General features: G+C 59.4%; 23 protein-coding genes. 16 read left to right on the top strand and 7 right to left on the bottom strand.

The genetic code is table 11. The annotated features are described in order from the left end of the window. The first annotated feature begins 63 nt into the window (after window positions 1-63). From ACIQU2_RS13985 to ACIQU2_RS13975, 3 genes are all read left to right on the top strand, one after another. Entirely contained in the window at window positions 64-1,422 is a 1,359-nt protein-coding gene (locus tag ACIQU2_RS13985; RefSeq protein WP_403141583.1) for a nucleobase:cation symporter-2 family protein, read from the top strand. 91 nt (window positions 1,423-1,513) lie between these two features. Next, window positions 1,514-2,299: an outer membrane protein OmpK gene (locus tag ACIQU2_RS13980; RefSeq protein ID WP_347803363.1), complete on the top strand. Its 786-nt coding sequence runs from the start codon at window positions 1,514-1,516 to the stop codon at window positions 2,297-2,299. A gap of 375 nt (window positions 2,300-2,674) precedes the next feature. Continuing rightward, window positions 2,675-3,460, top strand: coding sequence for an outer membrane protein OmpK (locus tag ACIQU2_RS13975; RefSeq protein ID WP_403141580.1), 786 nt, complete (start codon window positions 2,675-2,677; stop codon window positions 3,458-3,460). 133 nt (window positions 3,461-3,593) lie between these two features. Here ACIQU2_RS13975 and ACIQU2_RS13970 read toward each other — a convergent pair whose 3' ends face one another. Next, window positions 3,594-4,766 (bottom strand): patatin-like phospholipase family protein, encoded by a 1,173-nt coding sequence (locus ACIQU2_RS13970; RefSeq protein ID WP_403141579.1) that lies wholly within the window; start codon window positions 4,764-4,766, stop codon window positions 3,594-3,596. 34 nt (window positions 4,767-4,800) lie between these two features. Beyond that, window positions 4,801-5,733 (bottom strand): lipid A biosynthesis lauroyl acyltransferase, encoded by a 933-nt coding sequence (locus ACIQU2_RS13965; protein ID WP_403141576.1) that lies wholly within the window; start codon window positions 5,731-5,733, stop codon window positions 4,801-4,803. A gap of 118 nt (window positions 5,734-5,851) precedes the next feature. Here ACIQU2_RS13965 and minC point away from each other — a divergent pair, with 118 nt between their 5' ends. From minC to ACIQU2_RS13925, 8 genes are all read left to right on the top strand, one after another. Further along, on the top strand, window positions 5,852-6,589 hold the full coding sequence (gene minC / locus ACIQU2_RS13960; RefSeq protein WP_095129096.1) for a septum site-determining protein MinC: 738 nt from the start codon (window positions 5,852-5,854) through the stop codon (window positions 6,587-6,589). A 200-nt stretch (window positions 6,590-6,789) separates the two neighbouring features. Next, window positions 6,790-7,602: a septum site-determining protein MinD gene (minD, locus tag ACIQU2_RS13955; RefSeq protein WP_131062423.1), complete on the top strand. Its 813-nt coding sequence runs from the start codon at window positions 6,790-6,792 to the stop codon at window positions 7,600-7,602. Continuing rightward, window positions 7,602-7,856, top strand: a complete 255-nt coding sequence (gene minE, locus ACIQU2_RS13950) for a cell division topological specificity factor MinE (RefSeq protein ID WP_007898843.1) — start codon at window positions 7,602-7,604, stop codon at window positions 7,854-7,856. The genes minD and minE overlap by 1 nt, the downstream gene beginning before the upstream one ends. Before the next feature lie 179 nt (window positions 7,857-8,035). Beyond that, entirely contained in the window at window positions 8,036-8,671 is a 636-nt protein-coding gene (locus ACIQU2_RS13945) for an RluA family pseudouridine synthase (RefSeq protein ID WP_008146175.1), read from the top strand. 150 nt (window positions 8,672-8,821) lie between these two features. Beyond that, window positions 8,822-9,664: a hypothetical protein gene (locus ACIQU2_RS13940; protein WP_403141569.1), complete on the top strand. Its 843-nt coding sequence runs from the start codon at window positions 8,822-8,824 to the stop codon at window positions 9,662-9,664. 106 nt (window positions 9,665-9,770) lie between these two features. Further along, a complete protein-coding gene (locus ACIQU2_RS13935) occupies window positions 9,771-11,060 on the top strand; it encodes a M18 family aminopeptidase (protein WP_033057168.1) in 1,290 nt (429 codons plus the stop codon). Between the two features lie 147 nt (window positions 11,061-11,207). After that, the gene (locus ACIQU2_RS13930; protein ID WP_403141564.1) at window positions 11,208-11,384 is read left to right on the top strand and encodes a hypothetical protein; all 177 of its coding nucleotides are present in this window, start codon (window positions 11,208-11,210) and stop codon (window positions 11,382-11,384) included. A gap of 78 nt (window positions 11,385-11,462) precedes the next feature. Continuing rightward, window positions 11,463-13,616, top strand: coding sequence for a mechanosensitive ion channel family protein (locus tag ACIQU2_RS13925; protein ID WP_403141561.1), 2,154 nt, complete (start codon window positions 11,463-11,465; stop codon window positions 13,614-13,616). Window positions 13,617-13,864: 248 nt separating this feature from the next. Here the strand turns inward: ACIQU2_RS13925 and ACIQU2_RS13920 are convergent, their stop codons facing one another. After that, window positions 13,865-15,538: a DEAD/DEAH box helicase gene (locus tag ACIQU2_RS13920; RefSeq protein ID WP_008146183.1), complete on the bottom strand. Its 1,674-nt coding sequence runs from the start codon at window positions 15,536-15,538 to the stop codon at window positions 13,865-13,867. A 423-nt stretch (window positions 15,539-15,961) separates the two neighbouring features. Here ACIQU2_RS13920 and ACIQU2_RS13915 point away from each other — a divergent pair, with 423 nt between their 5' ends. After that, the gene (locus ACIQU2_RS13915) at window positions 15,962-16,753 is read left to right on the top strand and encodes a crotonase/enoyl-CoA hydratase family protein (protein ID WP_403141558.1); all 792 of its coding nucleotides are present in this window, start codon (window positions 15,962-15,964) and stop codon (window positions 16,751-16,753) included. Window positions 16,754-16,862: 109 nt separating this feature from the next. Here ACIQU2_RS13915 and ACIQU2_RS13910 read toward each other — a convergent pair whose 3' ends face one another. Further along, the gene (locus tag ACIQU2_RS13910; RefSeq protein ID WP_403141555.1) at window positions 16,863-17,618 is read right to left on the bottom strand and encodes a spermidine synthase; all 756 of its coding nucleotides are present in this window, start codon (window positions 17,616-17,618) and stop codon (window positions 16,863-16,865) included. Window positions 17,619-17,767: 149 nt separating this feature from the next. Here ACIQU2_RS13910 and ACIQU2_RS13905 point away from each other — a divergent pair, with 149 nt between their 5' ends. Next, window positions 17,768-19,114, top strand: a complete 1,347-nt coding sequence (locus ACIQU2_RS13905) for a class II 3-deoxy-7-phosphoheptulonate synthase (RefSeq protein WP_076027974.1) — start codon at window positions 17,768-17,770, stop codon at window positions 19,112-19,114. A gap of 104 nt (window positions 19,115-19,218) precedes the next feature. Here the strand turns inward: ACIQU2_RS13905 and ACIQU2_RS13900 are convergent, their stop codons facing one another. Then, window positions 19,219-20,448 carry a winged helix-turn-helix domain-containing protein gene (locus tag ACIQU2_RS13900; RefSeq protein WP_403141526.1) on the bottom strand — a complete coding sequence of 410 codons (1,230 nt, stop codon included), beginning with the start codon at window positions 20,446-20,448 and terminating at the stop codon, window positions 19,219-19,221. Between the two features lie 64 nt (window positions 20,449-20,512). Then, window positions 20,513-20,728: a DUF1127 domain-containing protein gene (locus ACIQU2_RS13895; protein WP_008146193.1), complete on the bottom strand. Its 216-nt coding sequence runs from the start codon at window positions 20,726-20,728 to the stop codon at window positions 20,513-20,515. 95 nt (window positions 20,729-20,823) lie between these two features. Here ACIQU2_RS13895 and ACIQU2_RS13890 point away from each other — a divergent pair, with 95 nt between their 5' ends. Further along, window positions 20,824-21,678 (top strand): LysR substrate-binding domain-containing protein, encoded by an 855-nt coding sequence (locus tag ACIQU2_RS13890; protein WP_403141522.1) that lies wholly within the window; start codon window positions 20,824-20,826, stop codon window positions 21,676-21,678. On the opposite strand, the gene ACIQU2_RS13885 is transcribed toward ACIQU2_RS13890, so the two are convergent. Next, window positions 21,668-22,417: a sulfite exporter TauE/SafE family protein gene (locus tag ACIQU2_RS13885; protein ID WP_403141518.1), complete on the bottom strand. Its 750-nt coding sequence runs from the start codon at window positions 22,415-22,417 to the stop codon at window positions 21,668-21,670. The two genes, ACIQU2_RS13890 and ACIQU2_RS13885, sit on opposite strands and share 11 nt — an antisense overlap. 112 nt (window positions 22,418-22,529) lie before the next feature. On the opposite strand from ACIQU2_RS13885, the gene ACIQU2_RS13880 reads away from it, so the two are divergent. Further along, a complete protein-coding gene (locus ACIQU2_RS13880; protein ID WP_403141515.1) occupies window positions 22,530-23,486 on the top strand; it encodes a LysR family transcriptional regulator in 957 nt (318 codons plus the stop codon). 69 nt (window positions 23,487-23,555) lie between these two features. Continuing rightward, window positions 23,556-24,017, top strand: coding sequence for a MarR family transcriptional regulator (locus ACIQU2_RS13875; RefSeq protein ID WP_347803627.1), 462 nt, complete (start codon window positions 23,556-23,558; stop codon window positions 24,015-24,017). The last annotated feature ends 249 nt before the right edge of the window (window positions 24,018-24,266 follow it).

Genomic DNA, 24,266 nt, shown 5'->3' with positions numbered 1-24,266 from the left:
TGGCCGCACTGCGGTCAACCTGATGCACAAAATCACAAGAATAAAAAAGATCCGAGGTGTTGCATGTCCGAGCTATCCAAAGCGCGCATCCCCGACGCACCCGCCATTCAGCGTTTACCCCTTTTGCAATTGATCCTGGTCGGTCTGCAACACGTTTTGCTGATGTACGGCGGAGCCATCGCGGTGCCGCTGATCATCGGACAGGCCGCTGGCCTGAGTCGTGAAGAAATCGCCTTCCTGATCAACGCCGACCTGCTGGTGGCCGGGATCGCTACCATCGTGCAGTCGCTGGGCATCGGCCCCATGGGTATCCGTATGCCGGTGATGATGGGCGCCAGTTTCGCCGCTGTCGGCAGCATGGTCGCCATGGCCGGCATGCCGGGCATCGGTCTGCAAGGGATCTTCGGCGCGACCATCGCCGCCGGATTCTTCGGCATGATCATCGCGCCATTCATGTCCAAAGTCGTACGCTTCTTCCCGCCTCTGGTGACCGGCACAGTCATCACCTCGATCGGTTTGTCGCTGTTCCCCGTGGCCGTCAACTGGGCCGGCGGCGGTGCGGGCGCCGAGCAATTCGGCTCACCGATTTACCTGGCCATCGCCGCACTGGTGCTGGCAACCATTCTGCTGGTCCATCGCTTCATGCGCGGTTTCTGGGTCAACATTTCCGTGCTGATCGGCATGTGCCTGGGTTACGTACTCTGCGGCCTGATCGACATGGTCGACTTGAGCGGCATGGCTCAGGCGCCGTGGCTGCAATTCGTGACCCCGCTGCATTTCGGCATGCCGAAGTTCGAACTCGCACCGATCCTGTCCATGTGCCTGGTAGTGGTGATCATCTTCGTCGAGTCCACCGGGATGTTCCTGGCGCTGGGCAAAATCACTGGTCAGGACGTCTGCCCACGAATGCTCCGTCGCGGCTTGTTGTGTGATGCCGGCGCCTCGTTCTTCGCCGGCTTCTTCAACACCTTCACCCACTCTTCTTTCGCGCAGAACATTGGCCTCGTGCAGATGACCGGCGTGCGTTGCCGCTCGGTGACCATCGTCGCCGGCGGTTTGCTGGTGATGTTGAGTTTGTTGCCGAAAGCGGCGTTTCTGGTGGCCTCGATTCCGCCCGCCGTACTGGGTGGCGCAGCGATTGCGATGTTCGGCATGGTCGCCGCCACCGGCATCAAGATTCTTCAGGAAGCCGACATCGGTGACCGTCGCAACCAGTTGCTGGTGGCGGTGAGCATCGGCATGGGGCTGATCCCGGTGGTCCGTCCGGAATTCTTCGCCCACCTTCCGATGTGGATGAGTCCGATCACTCACAGCGGTATCGCCATGGCCACGCTCAGTGCGCTGTCGCTGAACCTACTGTTCAACATCCTCGGCGGCGCTGAACGCGCGGCCATCAACGACTGCCACGCTCACCCGCACTGACCCACCAACACCAAAAACCCTGTGGGAGCAGGCTTGCTCCCACAGTGGAAACACCTGCGCCTCAAACAATAAAAACAAGAGGGAGCAACAGATGATTCGGACACAGACAACCCTGCTGTTGGGCGGTGCTCTCCTGGCCGCCAGCCAGGCCATGGCCGGCGATTTGCTGCTGTGGCAGACCAACAGCCTGAGCTATCTGTATGGCAAGGATTTCGCGGTCAACCCGTCAATCCAGCAGACGATAACCTTTGAGCACGCCGACCGCTGGAAGTACGGCGACAACTTCCTGTTCGTCGACAGCACGTACTACAACGGCGAGAAAGACCGGAACAAAGGCGTTCACGCCTATTACGGCGAGTTCAGTCCGCGCCTGTCTTTCGGAAAAATCCTCGACCGCCGTTTCGAATTCGGCCCGATCAAGGACGTGTTGCTGGCCATGACCTACGAGAATGGCGAAGACGACACCGAGGCCTATCTGATCGGCCCCGGTTTCGACCTCGCGGTACCGGGCTTCAATTTTTTCACCTTGAACTTCTACTATCGCCAGACCGAAGGCTCGCGTCCCGGCGACGATGTCTGGCAGATTACGCCGGCCTGGTCCTACACCCTGCCATTGGGCAACTCGAACCTGTTGATCGACGGCTACATCGACTGGGTCGTGGATAACGACCAGAACTCACAGGGCACCTACCACGCCAACCTGCACTTGAACCCGCAGATCAAATATGACCTGGGGAAGGCCTTGGGCTGGCGGGAGAAACAGGTGTACGTCGGCGTCGAATACAGCTACTGGAAAGACAAATACGGCATCGAAAACAACGCCAAACTCGACACTAATGAGAACACCACCAGCCTGCTGGTGAAGGTGCATTTCTAGATGATCCGCAACCGTGCTCCAAACCTGTCATCGGTGCGCTGTTGCGGGGCACTTGAGACCTGGCCAAGGAGTCAGTATTCTCCGCGGCCGCCCGAATCTGGTCTAAAAAAAAGCCCGGATTTAATTCCTGACCATAAAGCCAACTTATCCCGGCACTGGACGGTACCAAGGCACTCCAAAACCACTCTCAATCGACTGCTCTTGAGCCGCCGAACGGGAGTTTTTTGGCTTTTCAAAAGCCTTGGCTCAGCTCTTGCTAACAGCACTGAAGCTGACCGATTGGATGATTTTTTACAGCTAAAGAAAAAGGCGCCACACCAGAGCGCCGACCTTAGAAAAATAACGTGGAACCACCTACTTTTTGGGAGCAACCGAATGAAACGTACGTGCACTAGCCTGATGCTGGCGGGATCGTTGCTGGCTGGGGGCCAGGCCATGGCCGGCGATTTGCTGCAATGGCAGAACAACAGCCTGACCTACCTGTATGGCAAGGACTTCCAGGTCAACCCGCGCATTCAGCAGACGGTGACCTTCGAACACGCCGATGGCTGGAAATACGGCGACAACTTCGTGTTCGTCGACAAGATCTTCTACAACGGCAAGGAAGATTCCTTCGCCGGTGAGAACACTTACTACGGTGAAATCAGCCCGCGCCTTTCGTTCGGCAAGATCTTCGATCAGAAACTCGAGTTCGGCCCGATCAAAGACGTGTTGCTGGCCATGACTTACGAGTTCGGTGAAGACGACACCGAGTCCTACCTGATCGGTCCCGGTTTCGACCTGGCGATCCCGGGCTTCGACTACTTCCAGCTGAACTTCTACAACCGTCATACCGAAGGCGACCGCCCAGGTGACAATATCTGGCAGGTCACTCCGGTCTGGTCCTACACCATCCCGGTGGGCGATTCGAACATCCTGATCGACGGTTTCATGGACTGGGTGGTCGACAACGACGTCAACAAAAAAGGCGAATACCACGCCAACCTGCACTTCAATCCACAGGTCAAATACGACTTGGGCAAGGCGCTGAATTTCGGTGAGAAGCAGTTGTATGTGGGTGTGGAATACGACTACTGGTCGGACAAGTACGGAATCAAAGACAGCCAGGTCTTCAAGACCGATCAGAGCACCACGAGCTTCCTGGTGAAGCTCCACTTCTGATTCAGCGGCGTCTGCAATGACGCCATCGCGAGCAAGCTCGCTCCCACAGTTGATCAGTGGTGATCACAAATAATGTGTTCACAGGAGATCGAATGTGGGAGCGAGCTTGCTCGCGATGGTCGCGCCGCCGATCTCAAGCCGAAACTACAGGCTCCCCCAACCCGAGAAACCGGCACAACTCCCCGCGCTTGGCCAACGCATCCCGCCGCCCCAAATCAATCAATTCGCTGCAATACCCCGCCTCGAACAGCAGATAACTCAGCACCCCCGCCCCGCTCGTCTTGGTCGCCCCCGGCCCGCGTAGAAACAAACGCAGCGCCGCCGGCAACTCCTGCCGATGCCGCGCCGCAATCTCATCGATTGGCTGACTCGGCGAAATCACCAGCACATCTACCGGCGCCACACCCAGCGCGCGCGTCTGCGTGCCGTCCGGCAGCAGATGACTGAACTGATTGAGCCGCTGCAGCAACTCGATGTCGCTTTCCAGGCTGTCAATGAACGTGCTGTTGAGCATGTGCCCACCGATCTGTGCCAGGCTCGGCTGCTGGCCGGTGTAGGCGCGTTGCAGCGGTTGTTCCGGGTCGAGGCCGCGGGGGTTGCCGCTGACGCCCACTACCAGCACTCGGCTGGCGCCCAGGTGCAACGCCGGGCTGATCGGTGCCGACTGACGTACCGCGCCGTCGCCGAAATACTCTTCACCGATTTTCACTGGCGCGAACAGCAGCGGAATCGCTGAGCTGGCCAGCAAGTGGTCGACGGTCAATTGCGTGGGGACGCCGATTCGCCGATGGCGCAACCAGGCATTGATGGTGCCGCCGCCCTGATAAAAGGTCACCGCCTGACCGGACTCGTAGCCGAACGCGGTCACCGCAACCGCCTGCAACTGCTTCTGTGCAATGGCCTCGGCAATCCCGCTCATCTGCAGTTTGTCGTCGAGCAATCCGCGCAGCGGCGAACTGTTGAGCAAAGCCACAGGCACCTGAGCGCCAATCCCGAGCAAACTGTGGCTGACAAAACGGCTGGCCTGGTGGATCACGCCCGGCCAGTCGCTGCGCAGCACCAGATGACTGCGAAAGCCCTGCCAGAAGGCTGTCAGACGTTGAATCGCACCACGAAAATCCATCGCCCCACTGGCGAGGCTGACCGCGTTGATCGCCCCGGCCGAGGTGCCGACGATCACCGGAAACGGATTGCTCGCACCCACCGGTAACAGCTCGGCAATTGCCGCCAGCACACCCACCTGATAGGCCGCCCGGGCCCCGCCGCCGGAAAGAATCAACCCTGTAACCGGTTCAGCAGGACTCATCGCAACACTCCATGGTGCTTATAAGGACGGTGGTTCAAGCGCGTTTTGCGTACAGCTTCGGCTCACCCGGCGGACGGCTCTTGAAGCGGCGATGAGCCCAAAGGTATTGCTGCGGACATTCGCGCAGGACGCCTTCGATCCATTGGTTGATCCGCAGGCAATCGGCTTCTTCGGTTTCGCCGGGGAAACCTTCGAGCGGTGCATGAATCACCAATCGATAACCGCTGCCATCCGCCAGACGTTCCTGAGTGAACGGCACCACCAGCGCCTTGCCCAACCGCGCAAACTTGCTGGTGGCGGTGACGGTGGCGGCCTGAATCCCGAACAGCGGCACGAAGATACTTTGCTTGGCGCCATAGTCCTGATCCGGTGCGTACCAGATTGCCCGGCCTGCGCGCAGTAATTTGAGCATGCCGCGCACGTCGTCGCGCTCCACCGCCAGCGAATCGACGTTGTGCCGCTCGCGCCCCAGGCGCTGGACGTAGTCGAACAACGGATTTTTGTGTTCGCGGTACATGCCATCAATGGTGTGCTGCTGGCCGAGCAACGCCGCGCCGATTTCCAGGGTGGTGAAATGAACGGCCATCAGGATCACGCCTTTGCCGTCACGCTGGGCTTTTTTCAAATGCTCCAACCCTTCGACATGGGCCAGCTTCGCCAGACGCTCGCGCGACCACCACCAGCTCATGGCCATTTCGAAAAACGCGATGCCCGTTGAGGCGAAGTTTTCCTTGAGCAGGCGCTTGCGTTCGGCAGCGGTTTTTTCAGGGAAACACAGTTCGAGATTGCGCTTGGCAATGCGCCGTCTGTCGCCCGCTACTCGATACATCAATGCACCCAGGGCGCGACCGATCGACAGCAACGCCGGATACGGCAACTGGACAATCAGCCACAACAGCCCCAAGCCACACCACAGCGGCCAGAAACGCGGAGAAAGAAATGCTGTTCGAAAACGCGGGCGATCCATTAAAGGTTCCGGAAAGACAATGGCCGCGCATTCTACATCGTTCGACCCGGCTTGCGGCTCGCGGGCGTTCTCGTTATAAGTCTCGGCACTTTTAGTGACAAGTCGTTGTATGCCGACCATGAGCCAAACCGAACCGCTAGACCAAGATCCCGTGTTCCAGCTGAAGGGCAGCATGCTCGCCATTACGGTGCTGGAACTGGCCCGTAACGACCTCGAGAACCTCGATCGTCAACTGGCCGCCAAGGTTGCCCAGGCGCCTAACTTCTTTAGTAACGCGCCATTGGTGCTGGCCCTGGACAAACTCCCTGCCAGCGAAGGAGCAGTCGATCTGCCGGGCCTGATGCGCGTCTGCCGCCAGCATGGCCTGCGCACCCTGGCAATCCGTGCAAGCCGCATCGAAGACATCGCCGCGGCCATCGCGGTCGACCTGCCGGTGCTGCCACCGTCCGGCGCCCGGGAACGTCCGCTTGACCCGCTCGAAGGCCAAGTCAAGAAAAAACCGGAAAAACCGCCGGAGCCGACTATCAAGCCAACGAAGATCATCACCTCGCCCGTACGTGGTGGCCAGCAGATTTATGCCCAAGGCTGCGATCTGGTGGTGATCTCGTCGGTCAGCCCGGGGGCGGAACTTCTCGCCGACGGGAACATCCATGTATACGGCCCGATGCGTGGTCGAGTGTTGGCCGGCGTCAAAGGCGACACGAAAGCCAGGATTTTCTGTCAGCAAATGAGCGCTGAACTGGTCTCCATCGCAGGCCACTACAAAGTTTCGGAGGATCTGCGTCGCGACCCTTTGTGGGGCGCGGGCGTACAGGTCAGCCTGTCGGGCGATGTGTTGAACATCATTCGGCTTTAACGGATACTGCCGCATTTTCCAAACATCTCTAAACGTAGCGAAAACGGCTCAAACGAAGTAGGAAAAAGGCCATAGGCAGTGTTTACCCGAGGTAAGCGCCGTTCTGGACCGAATTCCAGCCAAGGCTGTCCGACTGCAGTAGTTTTTCTAGAGATGTTTTTCAGGGGCTAAATGTCCTTTTTCCTTAGGGGTGAAACACCTTGGCCAAGATTCTCGTGGTTACATCCGGCAAGGGTGGTGTGGGTAAGACCACCACCAGTGCTGCTATCGGTACCGGCCTCGCACTGCGCGGTCACAAAACAGTTATCGTCGACTTCGACGTCGGTTTGCGTAACCTCGACCTGATCATGGGTTGCGAGCGCCGCGTGGTGTATGACTTCGTCAACGTGGTAAACGGCGAAGCTAACCTGCAACAAGCCCTGATCAAAGACAAACGCCTGGAAAACCTTTACGTACTGGCCGCCAGTCAGACCCGCGACAAAGACGCGCTGACCGTGGAAGGCGTGGAAAAAGTGTTGATGGCGCTGAAAGAAGACTTCGAATACGTGGTCTGCGACTCTCCAGCCGGCATCGAAAAAGGCGCCCACCTGGCCATGTACTTCGCCGACGAAGCGATTATCGTGACCAACCCCGAAGTGTCCTCGGTTCGTGACTCGGACCGCATGCTGGGCCTGCTGGCCAGCAAGTCCCGCCGCGCGGAAAAGGGCGAAGAGGCGATCAAGGAACACCTGCTGCTGACCCGCTACAACCCGCAACGAGTCAGTGACGGCGAGATGCTCGGCGTCGAAGACGTCAAAGAGATTCTGGCGGTCGCCCTGCTGGGTGTCATTCCGGAATCCCAAGCGGTACTCAAAGCTTCCAACTCGGGCGTGCCGGTCATTCTCGACGACCAGAGCGATGCCGGTCAGGCATACAGCGATGCGGTCGATCGTCTGCTGGGCAAAACCGTGGAGCATCGTTTTCTCGATGTAACGAAGAAGGGATTCTTCGAGCGCCTGTTTGGAGGTAGATAATGAATCTTTTTGACTTCTTTCGTGCCAGCAAAAAGGTCAGCACCGCGTCGGTAGCGAAAGAGCGTCTGCAGATCATCGTGGCGCACGAACGCGGCCAACGCAGTACACCGGACTACCTGCCAGCCTTGCAGAAGGAATTGGTCGAGGTCATCCGCAAGTACGTCAATATCGGGTCCGATGACGTGCACGTCGCTCTGGAAAACCAGGGCAGCTGCTCGATTCTGGAACTCAATATCACCCTGCCTGACCGCTAGTCGATCAGACAGGAGCCACGGCGGCTCAGAATCTTTGAGCCCCTGTAGGAGCTGCCGCAGGCTGCGATCTTTTGATCTTGTTTTAAAAGCAGAATCAAAAGATCGCAGCCTGCGGCAGCTCCTACACGGGACAATGAAGGTTCTGAGCCGCCGTTGGCGTTTGTTTCGAGGCTGTTTTAATGCCGCTGTCCAACATCCGCATCATCCATCAGGACGCCGCCGTACTGGTGGTGAACAAACCGACCCTGCTGCTCTCTGTCCCTGGCCGGGCCGATGACAACAAGGACTGCCTGATTACCCGCCTGCAAGAAAACGGCTACCCGGAAGCGCGAATCGTCCATCGTCTGGACTGGGAAACCTCCGGCATTATTCTGTTGGCCCGTGATCCGGACACGCATCGCGAGCTGTCTCGGCAATTTCACGACCGCGAAACCGAAAAGGCCTACACCGCCCTGTGCTGGGGACAACCGGAACTGGACAGTGGCAGCATCGATCTGCCCTTGCGCTACGACCCGCCGACCAAGCCACGCCACGTGGTGGACCATGAATTCGGCAAACATGCCCTGACCTTCTGGCGCGTACTGGAGCGTTGCGGCGATTGGTGTCGTGTCGAATTGACGCCGATCACCGGCCGCTCCCATCAGTTGCGCGTGCACATGCTTTCCATCGGCCACCCACTGCTGGGTGACGGGCTGTATGCCCACGAGCAAGCACTGGCCGCCTGGCCACGACTATGTTTGCACGCGAGCATGCTGAGCTTCACTCACCCGCAAAGCGGCGAACGCTTGCGCTTCGAGTGCCCCGCTCCTTTTTAAGCAACCGCCGAACCAAAAAACGCCCTTTCATTGAAGGGCGTTTTTTTTGTTTCTTGTTACAAATCGACGTGAAAATGGCGTGAAAATATTGTCATGAATTTGTAATGAAACGTAAAATAACGGCACTTTGATATCAGGCAGGAAGCCCTCGTGCTCAGCAACAAGACATTCCAAGACGACTATCCGTTCACCTTCTGCCTGTTCAACACCACGCTGCACCTTAGCGAGCAGCCTTCAACCGAAGCACAACAGGCGCTTAAACAGCTCATACACAAACGACGTGCCCACAAGCTCACCCGTGCGAGTGCGCCGCTGGCCTCCGGCGATACGCCACTGTTTGCCAAGGTCCAGCCGCTGGATACCTTGAAGGCAAAAGTGCGGGTCACCTTTGGCAAACCACAGCGCAATGGCCGATTCGACTGGCCGCTGGAAGAGTTGATCAATACGCTCGAAGCACAACGCCGTGGCGTGCAAATGCCGCCGCTGCAAGGGTTCGGTTACACCAAGGACCGACTGGGGCTGACCCAGGAATATTTCATTATCACGCGCCTGCTCGACGATCATATCGACGGCGTGCAATGGCTTAAACGCAACCCGGACAGCGTCGAAACATTCATTCTCGATGCCTTCGAATTGCTGAGCTCCTTGTCGCGCAAGAACATCACGCACATGGATTTCTGGGCTGGAAACATCATGATCCCGGAAACGCCGCGGACCCCACTCAAAGCCATCGACTTTGAAAACTGCTTTGCCGGGCAGACAAACCATCAAAGCGAAACCCTCGGTTTTCAACTGGGCTTCTTCTATCGCCGGGACATCTACAAGCTCATTACCGAAGCTGCCTATGACCGACTGGTGGACGACTACATTCGACAGATCCCGGGTATCTCGAAGGAAAAATTCAACGAGGTATACCTCGCGAGCAAACATGAATATGTGGGCCGCAAGCAACGTCGCGAAGTGTTCCTCAATGGCAAGCTGATCACCGGTTGACTCATCCTCTTCGCCAATCGGCAGCTGGCGTACGTCGAACGGCATTGTCTCTGCAATGCCGTGAGCCAATACGTTAAACTTGCGCCATTGCTGTCTGGAGCTACTTATGCGCGAAGAGTTGAACCAAGGCCTGATCGATTTTCTCAAGGCCTCCCCTACCCCATTCCATGCCACCGCCAGCCTTGTTCAGCGCCTGGAAGCGGCGGGCTATCAACGCCTCGACGAGCGCGAGCCATGGACCACCGAAGCCAACGGTCGTTACTACGTCACCCGTAACGACTCGTCGATCGTCGCGTTCAAGATGGGTCGTCATTCGCCCCTGCACGGCGGCATTCGCCTGGTTGGCGCGCACACCGACAGCCCGTGCCTGCGGGTCAAACCCCAGCCGGAACTGCAACGTCAGGGCTTCTGGCAACTGGGCGTCGAAGTCTATGGCGGCGCACTGCTGGCGCCATGGTTCGACCGCGACCTGTCCCTGGCCGGCCGCGTGACCTTCCGCCGTGACGGCAAGGTCGAGAGCCAGCTGGTCGACTTCAAGGCGCCGATCGCCATCATCCCGAACCTGGCCATTCACCTGAACCGTGAAGCCAACATGGGCTGGGCGATCAACGCCCAGACCGAACTGCCGCCGATCCTGGCGCAATTTGCCGGTGACGAGCGCGTGGACTTCCGTGCCGTGCTCACCGATCAACTCGCCCGTGAACATGGCTTGAACGCCGACGTGGTGCTCGACTATGAGCTGAGCTTCTACGATACCCAAAGCGCTGCGGTCATCGGCCTGCATGGCGACTTCATTGCCGGGGCGCGCCTGGACAACCTGCTGTCGTGCTATGCCGGCCTGCAAGCCTTGCTGACCACCGAAACCGACGAAACCTGCGTGCTGGTCTGCAACGATCACGAAGAAGTCGGTTCCTGCTCTGCCTGCGGCGCCGACGGCCCGATGCTGGAGCAGACGCTACGTCGCCTGCTGCCTGAAGGCGATGAGTTCGTGCGCACCATTCAGAAATCCCTGCTGGTCTCGGCTGACAACGCCCACGGCGTGCATCCCAACTACGCCGACAAGCACGATGCCAACCACGGCCCGAAACTCAACGCCGGCCCGGTGATCAAGGTCAACAGCAACCAGCGCTACGCCACCAACAGCGAAACCGCCGGGTTCTTCCGCCACCTGTGCATGGCCGAAGAAGTGCCGGTACAGAGCTTCGTGGTGCGCAGCGACATGGGTTGCGGCTCGACCATCGGCCCGATCACCGCCAGCCACCTGGGCGTGCGCACTGTGGACATCGGCCTGCCAACCTTCGCCATGCACTCGATCCGTGAACTGTGTGGCAGCCATGATCTGGCGCACCTGGTCAAAGTGCTGAGCGCGTTTTACGCCTGCCACGAGCTGCCGTAATCCTGTAGGAGCTGGTAGGAGCTGTCGAGTGAAACGAGGCTGCGATCTTTTGATCTTGTTTTTAAATAGCAAAGTCAAAAGATCGCAGCCTCGTTTCACTCGACAGCTCCTACACTTTAATTACCCCTTTCGACAAGGCAGTCGCTCATGATCTCGTTGTCTTCGTTCCACGCCATGCTGATTCCGATTCTTGCCGGGATGATCATGCTGGCTATCGGCTTCAATTTTCGCGACAAGAACGTCGGCGTGTTCGCGATGTGGATCGGCATGTTGACGATCCTCGCCACCGTGATTTTCAAGATCCTCGCCAAACTCAACGAATAAATCCTCACCCCTGGCTCGCATTGATTTTGACGGGCTCGTACACTCGGTCGATCCGCTCATCCCGAGGTTGACCGCCTAGTGTTCGCTCGTCTTTTTGCCCTGCCGTGTTTGTTCCTTGTCTGCCTCATGACGCTGCTGCCGATGGCGCCCGCCCAGGCGGTCGGCTTGCCCAGCCTGCTCAACAGCTCGGCAAAACAGCCAGAGGCGCAAGAGCCCTTGGGGCAATCCCTGGACGAAGTCATCAAGTCGCTGGAGAACGATCAGCAACGCACCAAATTGCTGGCGGATTTGAAGAAGCTGCGCGATGTCACCAAAAAGGCCCAGCCGGTCACCGAAGTAGGCGTCCTGGGACTGATCGGTGGCACCCTGGCCAGTTTCGAAAAGCAGTTTTCAGGAGCGGACAGCCCTCTCACTCGCTGGTCCGAAGAATTCAAACTGGCTGAGGATGAACTGACAGCGCTGGTGCTGCCGGCCAATGAATGGCTGCCGATCATCTTTGCCTTTGCCATGATCCTGATGGTCTGGAGCTTGCTGGCCGCCGCGCTGATCTGGGTCAGCCACCGGGTGCGGATGCGCTTCGGCCTGACCGAAGAACTGCCGCAGCACCCCAAGGCCCTGGACATGTTGCGTTTCGCCCTGCGCAAACTCGGGCCGTGGCTGATTGCTTTGGTCATGACGGTCTACATGAGCTACGCCCTGCCCTCGTCATTGGGCAAAAGCCTGGCCATGGTGCTGGCTTATGCGCTGGTGGTCGGCACCTGTTTTTCGGCGATCTGCGTGATCGCCTTTTCGGTGCTCGACGGCCCACACCGCCACCGCGCCTTGTACATCCTGCGGCATCAAGCCTTTCGACCGCTGTGGCTGATCGGCAGTTTCGCCGCCTTCGGTGAAGCCCTGAGCGATCCGCGACTCGTTGAAAGCCTTGGCAGTCATCTGGCGCACACCGCCGCGACCGTAGCCAACGTATTGGCTGCGCTTTCCACGGGGCTGTTCATCCTGCGGTTCCGTCGCCCCATCGCCCACTTGATTCGCAACCAACCGCTGTCCCGGCGCCTGACTCGCCGCGCCCTCAGCGACACGATCGAGATTCTCGGGACCTTCTGGTACATGCCGGCGCTGGTGCTGGTGGGTATTTCCCTGTTCGCCACGTTCGTCTCGGCCGGCGATACCAGCACCGCGCTGCGTCAGTCGCTGATCTGCACTGTGCTGCTGGTGTTGTGCATGGTCATCAACGGTTTGGTGCGCCGCCATTCACTCAAACCGCAGCGCAGCGTGAAACGTCATGCGCTGTATTCGGAGCGCCTGAAAAGCTTCTTCTACACACTCGCTCATTTGGTGGTGTGGCTGGCGTTCATCGAACTCGGCCTGCGGGTCTGGGGCATGTCGCTGATCCGCTTCACCGAAGGCGAAGGCCATGAAGTCAGCGTCAAACTGTTCAGCCTTGGCGGCACGCTGATTTTTGCCTGGCTGATCTGGATTCTCAGCGACACCGCCGTGCACCACGCCCTCACCCGCTCGCGCAAAGGCCTGGCGAATGCTCGCGCGCAGACGATGATGCCGCTGATCCGTAACGTGTTGTTCGTGGCGATTTTCATCATTGCGCTGATCGTCGCCCTGGCAAACATGGGCATGAACGTCACGCCATTGCTGGCCGGTGCCGGCGTGATCGGTCTGGCCATCGGTTTCGGTGCACAGTCGCTGGTGGCGGACCTGATCACCGGGCTATTCATCATCATCGAAGACTCGTTGGCCATCGACGACTACGTCGACGTCGGCGGCCACCTGGGCACCGTCGAAGGATTAACGATTCGCACCGTGCGCCTGCGGGACATCGACGGCATCGTCCACACCATTCCGTTCAGCGAAATCAAAAGCATCAAGAACTACTCCCGGGAATTCGGCTACGCGATTTTCCGGGTGGCGATACCTTCCAACATGGACATCGATAACGCGATCAAACTGATGCGCGACGTCGGTCAGAAGATGCGCACTGATCCGCTGCAACGGCGCAACATCTGGTCGCCACTGGAGATTCAGGGTGTCGAGAGTTTCGAGTCGGGCAACGCGATTCTTCGCGCCCGGTTCAAGACCGCACCGATCAAGCAGTGGGAAGTGTCCCGAGCGTTCAACCTGTCACTCAAACGGCACCTGGACGAAGCCGGGCTCGATCTGGCGACGCCACGCATGAGCGTGCAAGTGATCACGGCGGGTGGCGGTTCGGTGACGGAATAACCCTTCCCCCCACCAGAGCCCTCAAGACTCGACCCGGTGTAGCAGCTGCCGAGCCTGCGAGGTTGCGTTCGGCTGCGAAGCAGTCGTGAAATCAGACACCGCAGTCTTGCTGATTCACCGTGCATACAGGGTTTACGACTGCTTCGCAGCCGAACGCAACCTCGCAGGCTCGGCAGCTGCTACAGGCAAAAAAAATCCCCGAACTAATCGGGGATTTTTTATGTTCGATCAATCAGCCCGAGAGCGGATCAATCTTCGCGATAGCGACGCAGCTTCAACTGCTTACCGGCAACGCGAGTGTCCTTCAGCTTGGTCAGCAGACGCTCCAGACCATCTTCCGGCAGCTCAACGAGGCTGAAGCTGTCACGCACCTGGATGCGACCGATTGCTTCGCGAGCCAGACCACCCTCATTGAGGATAGCGCCCAGCAGGTTCTTGGCAGCGATACCATCACGCGCACCCAGCGCGGTACGGCAACGGGCACGACCTTCGGCCAATGGAACCGGAGCACGACGCTCACGATCACCACGGTCCGGACGATCACCGGTACGCTCTGGACGATCGCCACGCGGTGCGTTGTTCGGCACCAGTGGACGTTCCTTCTCGATTGCAGCCAGGGTCAACGCTTGAGCATTGGTAGCCTTGCGCAGCAGAGCAGCGGCCAGTGCACGCGGGGTGCAACCGATGTCGGCAGTCAGGCGATCCAGCAGATCACCGTGGGTCGATTCGGCATCAGCCACCAGCGGCGACAGGCTGTTGGTCAGTTTCTTGATGCGGGCATCGAGAACAGCCTGAGCGTCCGGCAGGCGAACTTCGGCAACTTTCTGACCGGTTACACGCTCGATCACTTGCAGCATGCGGCGCTCACGCGGAGTCACCAGCAGCAGTGCACGACCTTCGCGACCGGCACGGCCGGTACGGCCGATACGGTGAACGTAGGATTCCGGGTCGTACGGCATATCAACGTTGAACACGTGAGTGATACGCGGAACGTCCAGACCACGAGCAGCAACGTCGGTCGCCACAACGATGTCCAGACGGCCATCCTTGAGGGATTCGATCACACGCTCACGTTGGTTCTGAGCAATGTCACCGTTCAGCGCAGCGGCTTTGTAGCCTTTGGCTTCCAGGGCACTGGCCAGGTCCAGGGTCGCTTGCTTGGTGCGCACGAACATGATCAGGGCATCGAAGTCTTCAACTTCCAGCAGGCTCAATACAGCCGAGGTCTTCTGGTCAGCGTGAACCAACAGGTGAGCCTGTTCGATCGCGGTAACGGTCTGAGTCTTGGTCTGGATCTTCACGTGTTGCGGATCGCGCAGATGGCGTTCGGCAATGGCACGGATCGACTGCGGCAAGGTGGCCGAGAACAATACGGTCTGACGGGTTGGAGGCAAGGCCTTGAAGATAACTTCGAGGTCGTCCATGAAACCCAGTTTGAGCATTTCGTCCGCTTCGTCGAGAACCAGGTGGTTCACGGTCGACAGAACTTTTTCGTCGCGACGCAGGTGGTCGCACAGACGGCCCGGAGTGGCGACAACGATCTGCGCGCCATTACGGATTGCTTTCAGCTGTGGACCCATAGGGGCGCCGCCGTAAACGGCCACAACGGTAACGCCCGGCATTTGCTTGGCGTAGGTTTCGAAAGCGGTTGCTACTTGCAGCGCCAACTCACGGGTTGGCGCCAGGATCAGGGCTTGCGGCTCGCGCTTAGCAGGATCGATGCGATGCAGGATCGGCAGGGCGAACGCAGCGGTTTTACCCGTACCGGTTTGCGCCTGACCAATCATGTCGTGACCGGCCATGATGATCGGGATCGATTGCTGCTGAATAGCCGAAGGTTCTTCGTAGCCAGTCGCGATGACGGCTGCAAGAATGTTCGGATTAAGATTAAAAGCGGCGAAGCCGCCGGTTTCCTGGGTCATGGGTCTGCCTCTAAGTGCATCCGCAAAGACCCATGCTCCAAAGCTGCGCATGCCGTGTAAGACTCAAGAGTCGCCCTGGCTGCTTTGTCGGCGGGGATTTGCGAAAACGAATGAATGAAAAAGATTCGTCAAGGGAGAGTCCGCTGTGCGGACGTGCAGCCGAAGCTGACTTCGGGGAATTGCGCTACCTAAACGCGGCCCGGTTAAAGGCCGGCGCGCACTATACCGGAATTCGCTCAAAAAGGGAGCTTTATTTGTCGGAAAACTGCCGTGTATAGCGTTCTGTCACACGCTTTGCGGACAATCGGGCAACAGTCTATTTTTCAAAGGCCCAGCCCTGCTGACGATCGCGCTAAAACGGTTCACCCTTGTGACGTAGACCTGCTGTCTGACACCTCCCTTCCCCGCCCGAGGAAATGCACAATGAATCAGCCCTGCTCCAGTCGTGTGAGCCGTGAACGGCACGGTCATGTCCTGATGATCGGCCTGGATCGGGCGGCCAAACGCAATGCCTTCGATCTCGATCTGCTTAACGAACTGAGCCTGGCCTATGGCGAGTTCGAGGCCGACAGCGAAGCGCGGGTGGCGGTGGTGTTCGGCCATGGTGAGCATTTCACCGCAGGGCTGGATCTGGTCAGTGCCAGCGCGGCCCTGGCCGAAGGCTGGCAGGCACCGCCCGGCGGCTGCGATCCATGGGGGGTGTTCGCCGGCCCCAGAGTCAGCAAACCGGTGATTGTCGCCGCGCAAGGCTACTGCCTGACCGTCGGGATCGAATTGATGCTGGCCGCCGATATCAACCTGTGCGCCAGCAACACCCGCTTCGCCCAGAAAGAAGTGCAACGCGGGATCTTCCCGTTCGGCGGCGCCACGTTGCGCCTGCATCAGGTCGCTGGCTGGGGCAATGCCATGCGCTGGCTGCTGACCGGCGATGAATTCGATGCCCATGAGGCGTTGCACCTGGGGTTGGTGCAGGAAGTCATGGCCAGCGAGGATCTGCTGCCACGGGCGATGGAGTTGGCTGAGCGAATTGCCCGGCAGGCGCCGCTTGGGGTTCAGGCGACGTTGATGTCTGCAAGGCAGGCGCGTTATGAAGGGGAAACAGCGGCGACGCAGGGATTGCCGACGCTGGTGAAGAAGCTGCTGGCTAGCGAGGATGCCAAGGAGGGTGTGCGGTCTATGATCGAGAAGCGACCGGGGGTCTTCAAAGGACTCTGAGGCATGTGTTGACTGGAAGATGGCCATCGCGAGCAAGCTCGCTCCCACATTGAAATGCATCCCCCTGTGGGAGCGAGCTTGCTCGCGATGAGGCCCTGACAAACAACACTTATGTCGCCGGGCGGATCGCCTTGATCAACGACTGCAACGAATACCCCAAACGCGGCGCCAGCCCTTCGGCGCGGGCGATCAAGCCGTCCATGTCCAGTTCCTGATCCAGCTCCGAAGGCACGAGCAGAATCACATTGCCCTCCTTCACCGGCAGTTCCCAGTAATGCCGGTGATAGAGCCCGCGAAACAATGCGGCGCCCAACGGCTTGCCATCGTCGGTGGCCCACTGATTGATCACCAGCCAGCCACCCGGGCTCAGACGTTTCTGACAGTTTTCCAGGAAATTCCACGCCAGATGCCCGACACCCGGCCCGACATCGGTATAGAGGTCGACGAAAATCAGATCCGCCGGCTCAGCGGTGTCGAGCAGTTCCAGCGCATCGCCCACCCGGATATACAGCCGCGGATCGTCATCCAGCCCAAGGTATTCAATGGCCAGGCGCGGCACGTCGGGGCGCAGCTCGATGGCTTCGACGTCCTCCAGCGGCAGGAACTTGAGGCAGGCCTGGGTCAGGGTGCCGGCACCGAGGCCGAGGAACAGCGCGCTTTCCGGCTGCTCGTGGCACAACGCGCCAATCAGCATCGCCCGGGTGTAATCGTATTCGAGCCAGCTCGGGTCAGCCGTGAACACGCAGCTCTGTTCGATGGCATCACCGAACTCGAGAAAACGGTAATCAGCCACTTCCAGCACGCGAATCACGCCGAACTCATCCTGTACCTCGGCGAGCAGATGCTCGACGCGCTCCTCAGTCATTTCGTCTCCTGATCGTCGCCGTGCCCGGCAACGTACTAAAACCGCGGAGTGGCGCGGCAAAAGCGCGATTGTCCGCGAAGCGACGGGAACAGGTCACGCACTAATTGCTGATAACATGACAGTCCGAGCGTAAAACACTAGAGACCGTGATGAGCCAACCCTGGAGCCCTGACAGCTGGCGCGCCCTGCCGATCCAGCAACAACCCCATTACCCCGACGCAGCGCATTTGCTGCACGTCGAGCAAACGCTGGCCAGTTATCCGCCGCTGGTGTTTGCCGGTGAAGCCCGGGAGTTGCGCCGTCAGTTTGCCGAAGTGACCCAAGGCCGCGCGTTTCTGCTGCAGGGCGGTGACTGCGCCGAAAGCTTCGCCGAGTTCTCCGCCGCGAAAATCCGCGACACCTTTAAAGTCCTGCTGCAAATGGCGATCGTCATGACCTTCGCCGCCGGTTGCCCGGTGGTCAAGGTCGGGCGCATGGCCGGGCAGTTCGCCAAACCGCGCTCGGCCAATGACGAAACCATCGACGGCGTCACCCTTCCGGCCTACCGTGGCGACATCGTCAACGGCATCGGTTTCGATGAAAAAAGCCGCGTGCCGGACCCGGAGCGCTTGCTCCAGTCCTACCACCAGTCCACCGCGACCCTGAACCTGTTGCGCGCCTTCGCCCAGGGCGGTTTTGCCGACCTGCATCAGGTGCACAAGTGGAACCTGGACTTCATCGCCAACTCGGCGCTGGCCGAGAAGTACAGCCACCTGGCCGATCGCATCGATGAAACCCTGGCGTTCATGCGCGCCTGCGGCATGGACAGCTCGCCGCAACTGCGCGAAACCAGTTTCTTCACCGCCCACGAAGCGCTGTTGCTGAACTATGAAGAAGCCTTCGTGCGTCGCGACAGCCTGACCAACGATTACTACGATTGCTCGGCGCACATGCTGTGGATCGGCGATCGCACCCGTCAGCTCGACGGCGCTCACGTCGAGTTCCTGCGTGGCGTGAACAATCCAATCGGGGTCAAAGTCGGCCCAAGCATGAACCCCGAAGACCTGATTCGCCTGATCGATGTGCTCAACCCGGACAACGATCCGGGCCGTCTGAACCTGATTGCGCGTATGGGCGCGAACAAGGTCGGCGATCACCTGCCGCAACTGATCCGTGCCGTGCAGCGCGAAGGCAAGCAAGTGCTGTGGAGTTGCGACCCGATGCACGGCAACACCATCAAGGCCAGCAGCGGCTACAAGACCCGCGACTTTGCGCAGATCCTTGGTGAGGTGAAGCAGTTCTTCCAGGTTCACGAAGCGGAAGGCACGTATGCCGGCGGCATCCACATCGAGATGACCGGGCAGAATGTCACTGAGTGCATTGGTGGGGCGCGGCCGATTACCGAAGACGGGTTATCGGATCGGTATCACACCCATTGTGATCCGCGGATGAATGCCGATCAGTCGCTGGAGTTGGCGTTTCTTATTGCCGAGACGTTGAAGCAAGTCCGGCGATGAGTCAGTAAGTCTTTGGTTGCCTGATACACCGCCATCCGAGCAAGCTCGCTCCCACAGGATTGCGCTGTACCTGTGGGAGCGAGCTTGCTCGCGATGGCGTCAGCTCAAACACCACTGAACTGCGACAATGCCACCCGCAACCGCGCCGCACTCGCCCGCGGGCAATTCAACTGAACCCGCTCAAGCCCCAGCCAATCCGCCATTCGCCGTAGATTGACCGCCAACGCCAGCATCCCCTCGTCATCCAGCCCCGGCTCTTCCTCATGCACAGCGTGCACCGCCAGCCTGCCCTGCGCCCGCTCGGCGCGCAGATCCACCCGAGCGGCAATCCGTTCATTGTGCAAAAACGGCAACACGTAGTACCCGTAGACCCGCTTGTCCTGCGGCGTATAGATCTCCAACCGATAGCGAAAATCGAACAGGCGCTCGGTGCGACTGCGCTCCCAGATCAGTGAGTCGAAGGGTGAAAGCAAGGCGCTGGCCTCGACCTTGCGTGGCACTTTCGGCTCTGGCAGACAATAGGCCGGTTGCCGCCAGCCCTGGACTTCACAGCTCAGCAATTCACCCGCCTCCACCAGTTCCGCCAAGCGCGGACGGGCATCACCGGGACTCAGACGAAAGTAATCCCGCAGGTCTTTTTCTGTTCCGACGCCCAACGCTGTCGCGGCATGCAGCAACAAGCCGCGCTGGGCCTCGGCCTCACTCAGCAGCGGCTGCGCAAGAATCGCCGAAGGAATCACCCGCTCCGGCAGATCATAAAGCCGCTCGAACCCGCGCCGCCCGGCCACGGTCACTTCACCGGCGGCGAACAACCATTCCAGCGCATGCTTTTCCGCGCTCCAGTCCCACCAGGGCCCTGCCCGCTCCTGACGGGTCGACAGGCTTCCGGCCCCAAGCGCGCCCAACTCCTGAACTGAGGCCAGTACCCGGCGAATCGTGTCCTGCTGCTCCCGACCGAAACGTGCCAATTGCTGATAGATATCTTCGCCACGGGTCGCGCGCAGCATGCGCCAGCGCATCAACGGGTACATCGACAAGGGCAGCAACGAGGCTTCATGCCCCCAATACTCGAAAAGCGTGCGCCGGCGGCCCGAACTCCAGGCAGCCTGGTCGAGCAAGTCGGATGAGTAATTGCCGAGGCGGGAAAACAAGGGAAGGTAGTGCGAACGCACCAATGCATTGACCGAATCGATCTGCAGAATGCCCAGCCGCTCGATCAGACGATTGAGCTGAACCGGTTTGATCGCCGCTGGCGGCTGGCGCCCGTTGAACCCTTGGGCGGCCAGCGCCAGACGCCGAGCCTGTTTGATGGCAAAGGACAGTGTTGCGCACATGAGCATCTCCTTGTCTGCTCGCAACCTACCTCACCGGGAGACGGTTTGTGTAGTTTTGTATGACTCATTTGTGCATCGGGTCATCCCAGAATGGGCGGATGGTTTCGTGCTCGACATCCGCACGACTGAGCCCGATGTCTTTCAACGCTTCATCACTCATGCCCGCCAACATTTCACGTTCACGGTGCAGTTCGTACCAGCGATTGAATTTGTGCAGCAAATCGGAGATCAGGTGCACCGAGTGTTTTTCTACATCGACATAACCTTTTTGACCTTTCATCTTGTTGCCCTCCGTTTGGATGGCTCAAGTGTCGCGCCGGGGCTAAGATCAATCCAACGAATGTTTCTGATGTAACACATCTCGGAGATTGATGAATGCCTGCCTACCCGAGTATCGACACCGAAGTGTTGCGCACCTTTGTCGCCATTGCCGACCAGGGCGGTTTTACCCGTGCCGGCGAGTTGGTCAATCGCACTCAGTCCGCCGTGAGCATGCAGATGAAGCGGCTGGAAGAGGATGTGTTGCAGCGTCAATTGTTCCAGCGCGACGGGCGGCAGGTGCGGCTGACGGCTGAGGGTCAGGTGCTGCTCGGCTATGCCCGGCGCATCCTCAAGCTGCACAGTGAGGTGTTCAATACGTTGCGCGAGCCGCACATGGTCGGCATGGTGCGCATTGGCACGCCGGACGATTACGTGATGCGTTTTTTGCCGGGGATTCTGCGGCGATTTGCCCAGACGTATCCGCTGATCCAGATCGAGGTGCACTGCGAATCATCAAAACAATTGCTGCTGCGCCAGGACCTGGACTTGACCATCGTCACCCGCGAACCGGGCAACGAGATCGGCCAATTACTGCGCAAGGAGCATTTTGTCTGGGCCGAGGCGCAATGTTTCAGCGCCCATGAGCAAACGCCGCTGCCGCTGGCGATGTTCAACAGTGATTGCTTCTGCAGGCTGTGGGCCTGCAATGCGCTTGATGCCATGGGTCGCGATTACCGCGTGGCGTACAACAGCGACAGCCTGTCGGCGATCATGGCGGTGGTCAGCGCCGGACTGGCCGTCACCGCGCAACTCGAAAGCCTGATCACGCCCGACATGCGCATACTCGGTGAGGCCGAGGACCTGCCGATCCTGCCCGAGGCCAGCATCATGCTGGTGCGCAACCTGCACAACCCGTCGCCGATCACTGAGTGCTTGGCCGAACACATCGTCGAAGGCTTCAAACTTTAAGGGCGAGCATCACCGCGCAGAGCACCAGAAAACCACAGAACAACCCGCGCAGCAGCCGTTCCGGCAGTGCGTGGGCGATCCTCACGCCCCAACTGATGCTCATCAGACCACCGACCGCCAAGGGCAAGCCGATCATCCAGTCGACCTGATGGTGCACCGCGTAAGTCACCAGCGTAACGCCCGTGCTCGGCAGCGCCAACGCCAGCGACAAACCCTGCGCAACCACCTGACTGGTGCCGAACAGGCTGGTCAGCACTGGCGTTGCCACCACCGCCCCGCCCACGCCAAACAACCCGCCCATGGTGCCGGAGGCGGCGCCGAGCACGCCCAGCCATGGCCATGAGTAATTCATCTGCGCAGACACTGGCGCGTTGGCGCAGAACATTCGCACCAGGTTGTAGGCCGACAGGGCAATCAGGAACGCGACAAATCCGACGCGCATGGTTTGCGCATCAATGCCCACCGCCCAGATCGAACCGATCCAGGCGAAACAGAACCCCATCGAGGCCAATGGCAGCGCGTGGCGCAATTCAATGCGATTACGCTGGTGGTAACGCCACAGCGCCAGCATCACGTTGGGCACCACCATCACCAGCGCCGTGCCTTGGGCAATCTGCTGATCGAGGCCGAACAACACGCCCAGCAGCGGGATCGCGATCAAACCACCGCCAATGCCGAATAACCCACCGAGGGTGCCCAAGGCAGCGCCAAACACCAGATACATTAAAAACTCAATCACAGGCGATTTTCCCTTCACGTCAGGCTATTCATCCTACGCAGTCGGCGCTGGCGGGGAAACGCACAGCAACGCACAATGGCTGTGCCAACTTCGCACAAGCGCAGACGACACCATGAACCCCAATCAATTGACCGAACAACTGGGTCTGTTCCTCGACGTGCTGGAAACCGGCAGTTTTTCCGCCGCGTCCCGCCGCCACCCGCTGACCCCTTCGGCGGTGGCGCGACGCATCGACAGCCTGGAAAGCGCCGTCGGCAGCCAGTTGTTCATTCGCAGCACCCACGCAGTGCGCGCTACGCCGGCGGGTTTGGCGTTTGCCGAGCGCGCGCGGCGGATCGTTGCTGAACTGCGGCTGGCTCGGGCTGAGGCGGTATCCTTGAGCAGCGCACCCGAAGGCTTGATTCGGATCGATGCACCGGCAGCGTTCGGGCGGCGACACCTGGCGCCGGTGATTGCCGACTTTCTGATGCTCTACCCCGGTCTCGATGTGCAGTTGCACTTGATCGACAGTTTCGTCGACATGCAGGGTTTGAATCTGGGTAAGGTCGATCTGGTGCTGCGTGCCGGGCAAATGGCCGATACCCGGCTGGTGGCCACGCCGCTGGCGAGCATGGTGCGCATCGCCTGCGCCAGCCCCGGGTATTTGCAACGACGTGGTGTACCAACCGATCCGGCGCAGTTGATTGAACACGACGGGCTCGACTGGGATGGCCTGGCACCGCCGTTCGCCTGGCGTTTCGAGCGGGACGGGCAGATGCACTTGCACCGCCCGGCGCGCATCCGCATGAGTGCCAACAATGCAGAGGCGTTGGTTTGCGGCGCATTGGCCGGGCTGGGTATCGCGCACTTGCCGACCTGGTTGACCAGCGAATACCTGTTACGCGGTGAACTGCTTCCGCTGTTCTGCGAACACGGCCTGCCACCACCGGAAACGACCGGTATTTATGCCTTGCGCCTTGAGCAACAACCCAATCCCCGCAGCCGCTTATTGCTGGAATACCTGAAAACCCGCTTCAGCCCGATCCCGCCGTGGGATCTGGCCCTGCAAAGTACCCTCGACCGGCACTAGGCTAGAATTGTCTGGTGCATTAAAGATTCGCCCGCTAGATTTATGACGATCACTGATCAAGGCTTCGAAATGACCACCGAGTGCAACACCCCGGATAACTGCGACGACCTGCTGCTGGACAATCAGGCCTGCTTCGCCCTGCATTCCACCTCGCTGCTGATGACCAAGGTCTATAAGCCGCTGTTGCAAGCGCTGGGCCTGACCTATCCGCAATACCTGGCGATGATGGTGTTATGGGAACAGGACGGTTTGACCGTAGGCGAAATCAGCACGCGCTTGCTGACCGATCCCGGTTCACTGACGCCACTGCTCAAACGCCTGGAAGTCGAAGGCTTGCTCAGCCGCACCCGCAGCCGTGAGGACGAGCGGGTGGTGATTGTCGAACTGACTGAACAGGGCCGCGCCTTGCGGGACAAGGCTCGGGACGTTCCCCAGTGCATCCTCGGCGCTAGCGGTATGACGCTGGAGCGCCTGCAGAAACTTCAAGCGGAGCTGCAAGCGCTGCGCAGTAATCTGCAGGACAGTCTCTAATCTCCAAACCATCACGAATCCCCTGTGGGAGCGAGCTTGCTCGCGATAGCGATCTGACATTCAACATTGATGTTGACTGACTCACCGCCATCGCGAGCAAGCTCGCTCCCACATTTGCTTTGTGGTGTCCCTCCGACCTCGCTCCCCCCCGTCAGAAAAATCCCCGCTGAAAATCCTGACGCAACAGCTCTAACTCAACACATCCATTCAGCCCCTGCCTCTCAAACCAAAACTTCTTCAAAAATTTAT

It is taken from the genome of Pseudomonas sp. NPDC098740 (genome assembly GCF_044760065.1).
Lineage (GTDB): Bacteria > Pseudomonadota > Gammaproteobacteria > Pseudomonadales > Pseudomonadaceae > Aquipseudomonas > Aquipseudomonas rossensis.
This window is presented reverse-complemented; position numbering and strand designations above follow the sequence as displayed.

What these genes read in the sequence shown, in the direction of transcription:
- ACIQU2_RS13920 (WP_008146183.1), bottom strand. Translation starts at nt 15,538, where the DNA reads ATGACCCAGGAAACCGGCGGCTTCGCCGCTTTTAATCTTAATCCGAAC.
- ACIQU2_RS13900 (WP_403141526.1), bottom strand. Translation starts at nt 20,448, where the DNA reads ATGTGCGCAACACTGTCCTTTGCCATCAAACAGGCTCGGCGTCTGGCG.
- ACIQU2_RS13945 (WP_008146175.1), top strand. Translation starts at nt 8,036, where the DNA reads ATGCCGCTGTCCAACATCCGCATCATCCATCAGGACGCCGCCGTACTG.
- ACIQU2_RS13985 (WP_403141583.1), top strand. Translation starts at nt 64, where the DNA reads ATGTCCGAGCTATCCAAAGCGCGCATCCCCGACGCACCCGCCATTCAG.
- ACIQU2_RS13910 (WP_403141555.1), bottom strand. Translation starts at nt 17,618, where the DNA reads ATGACTGAGGAGCGCGTCGAGCATCTGCTCGCCGAGGTACAGGATGAG.
- ACIQU2_RS13905 (WP_076027974.1), top strand. Translation starts at nt 17,768, where the DNA reads ATGAGCCAACCCTGGAGCCCTGACAGCTGGCGCGCCCTGCCGATCCAG.
- ACIQU2_RS13980 (WP_347803363.1), top strand. Translation starts at nt 1,514, where the DNA reads ATGATTCGGACACAGACAACCCTGCTGTTGGGCGGTGCTCTCCTGGCC.
- ACIQU2_RS13890 (WP_403141522.1), top strand. Translation starts at nt 20,824, where the DNA reads ATGCCTGCCTACCCGAGTATCGACACCGAAGTGTTGCGCACCTTTGTC.
- ACIQU2_RS13965 (WP_403141576.1), bottom strand. Translation starts at nt 5,733, where the DNA reads ATGGATCGCCCGCGTTTTCGAACAGCATTTCTTTCTCCGCGTTTCTGG.
- ACIQU2_RS13875 (WP_347803627.1), top strand. Translation starts at nt 23,556, where the DNA reads ATGACCACCGAGTGCAACACCCCGGATAACTGCGACGACCTGCTGCTG.
- ACIQU2_RS13915 (WP_403141558.1), top strand. Translation starts at nt 15,962, where the DNA reads ATGAATCAGCCCTGCTCCAGTCGTGTGAGCCGTGAACGGCACGGTCAT.
- minC (WP_095129096.1), top strand. Translation starts at nt 5,852, where the DNA reads ATGAGCCAAACCGAACCGCTAGACCAAGATCCCGTGTTCCAGCTGAAG.
- ACIQU2_RS13880 (WP_403141515.1), top strand. Translation starts at nt 22,530, where the DNA reads ATGAACCCCAATCAATTGACCGAACAACTGGGTCTGTTCCTCGACGTG.
- ACIQU2_RS13895 (WP_008146193.1), bottom strand. Translation starts at nt 20,728, where the DNA reads ATGAAAGGTCAAAAAGGTTATGTCGATGTAGAAAAACACTCGGTGCAC.
- ACIQU2_RS13970 (WP_403141579.1), bottom strand. Translation starts at nt 4,766, where the DNA reads ATGAGTCCTGCTGAACCGGTTACAGGGTTGATTCTTTCCGGCGGCGGG.
- ACIQU2_RS13930 (WP_403141564.1), top strand. Translation starts at nt 11,208, where the DNA reads ATGATCTCGTTGTCTTCGTTCCACGCCATGCTGATTCCGATTCTTGCC.
- minE (WP_007898843.1), top strand. Translation starts at nt 7,602, where the DNA reads ATGAATCTTTTTGACTTCTTTCGTGCCAGCAAAAAGGTCAGCACCGCG.
- ACIQU2_RS13935 (WP_033057168.1), top strand. Translation starts at nt 9,771, where the DNA reads ATGCGCGAAGAGTTGAACCAAGGCCTGATCGATTTTCTCAAGGCCTCC.
- ACIQU2_RS13975 (WP_403141580.1), top strand. Translation starts at nt 2,675, where the DNA reads ATGAAACGTACGTGCACTAGCCTGATGCTGGCGGGATCGTTGCTGGCT.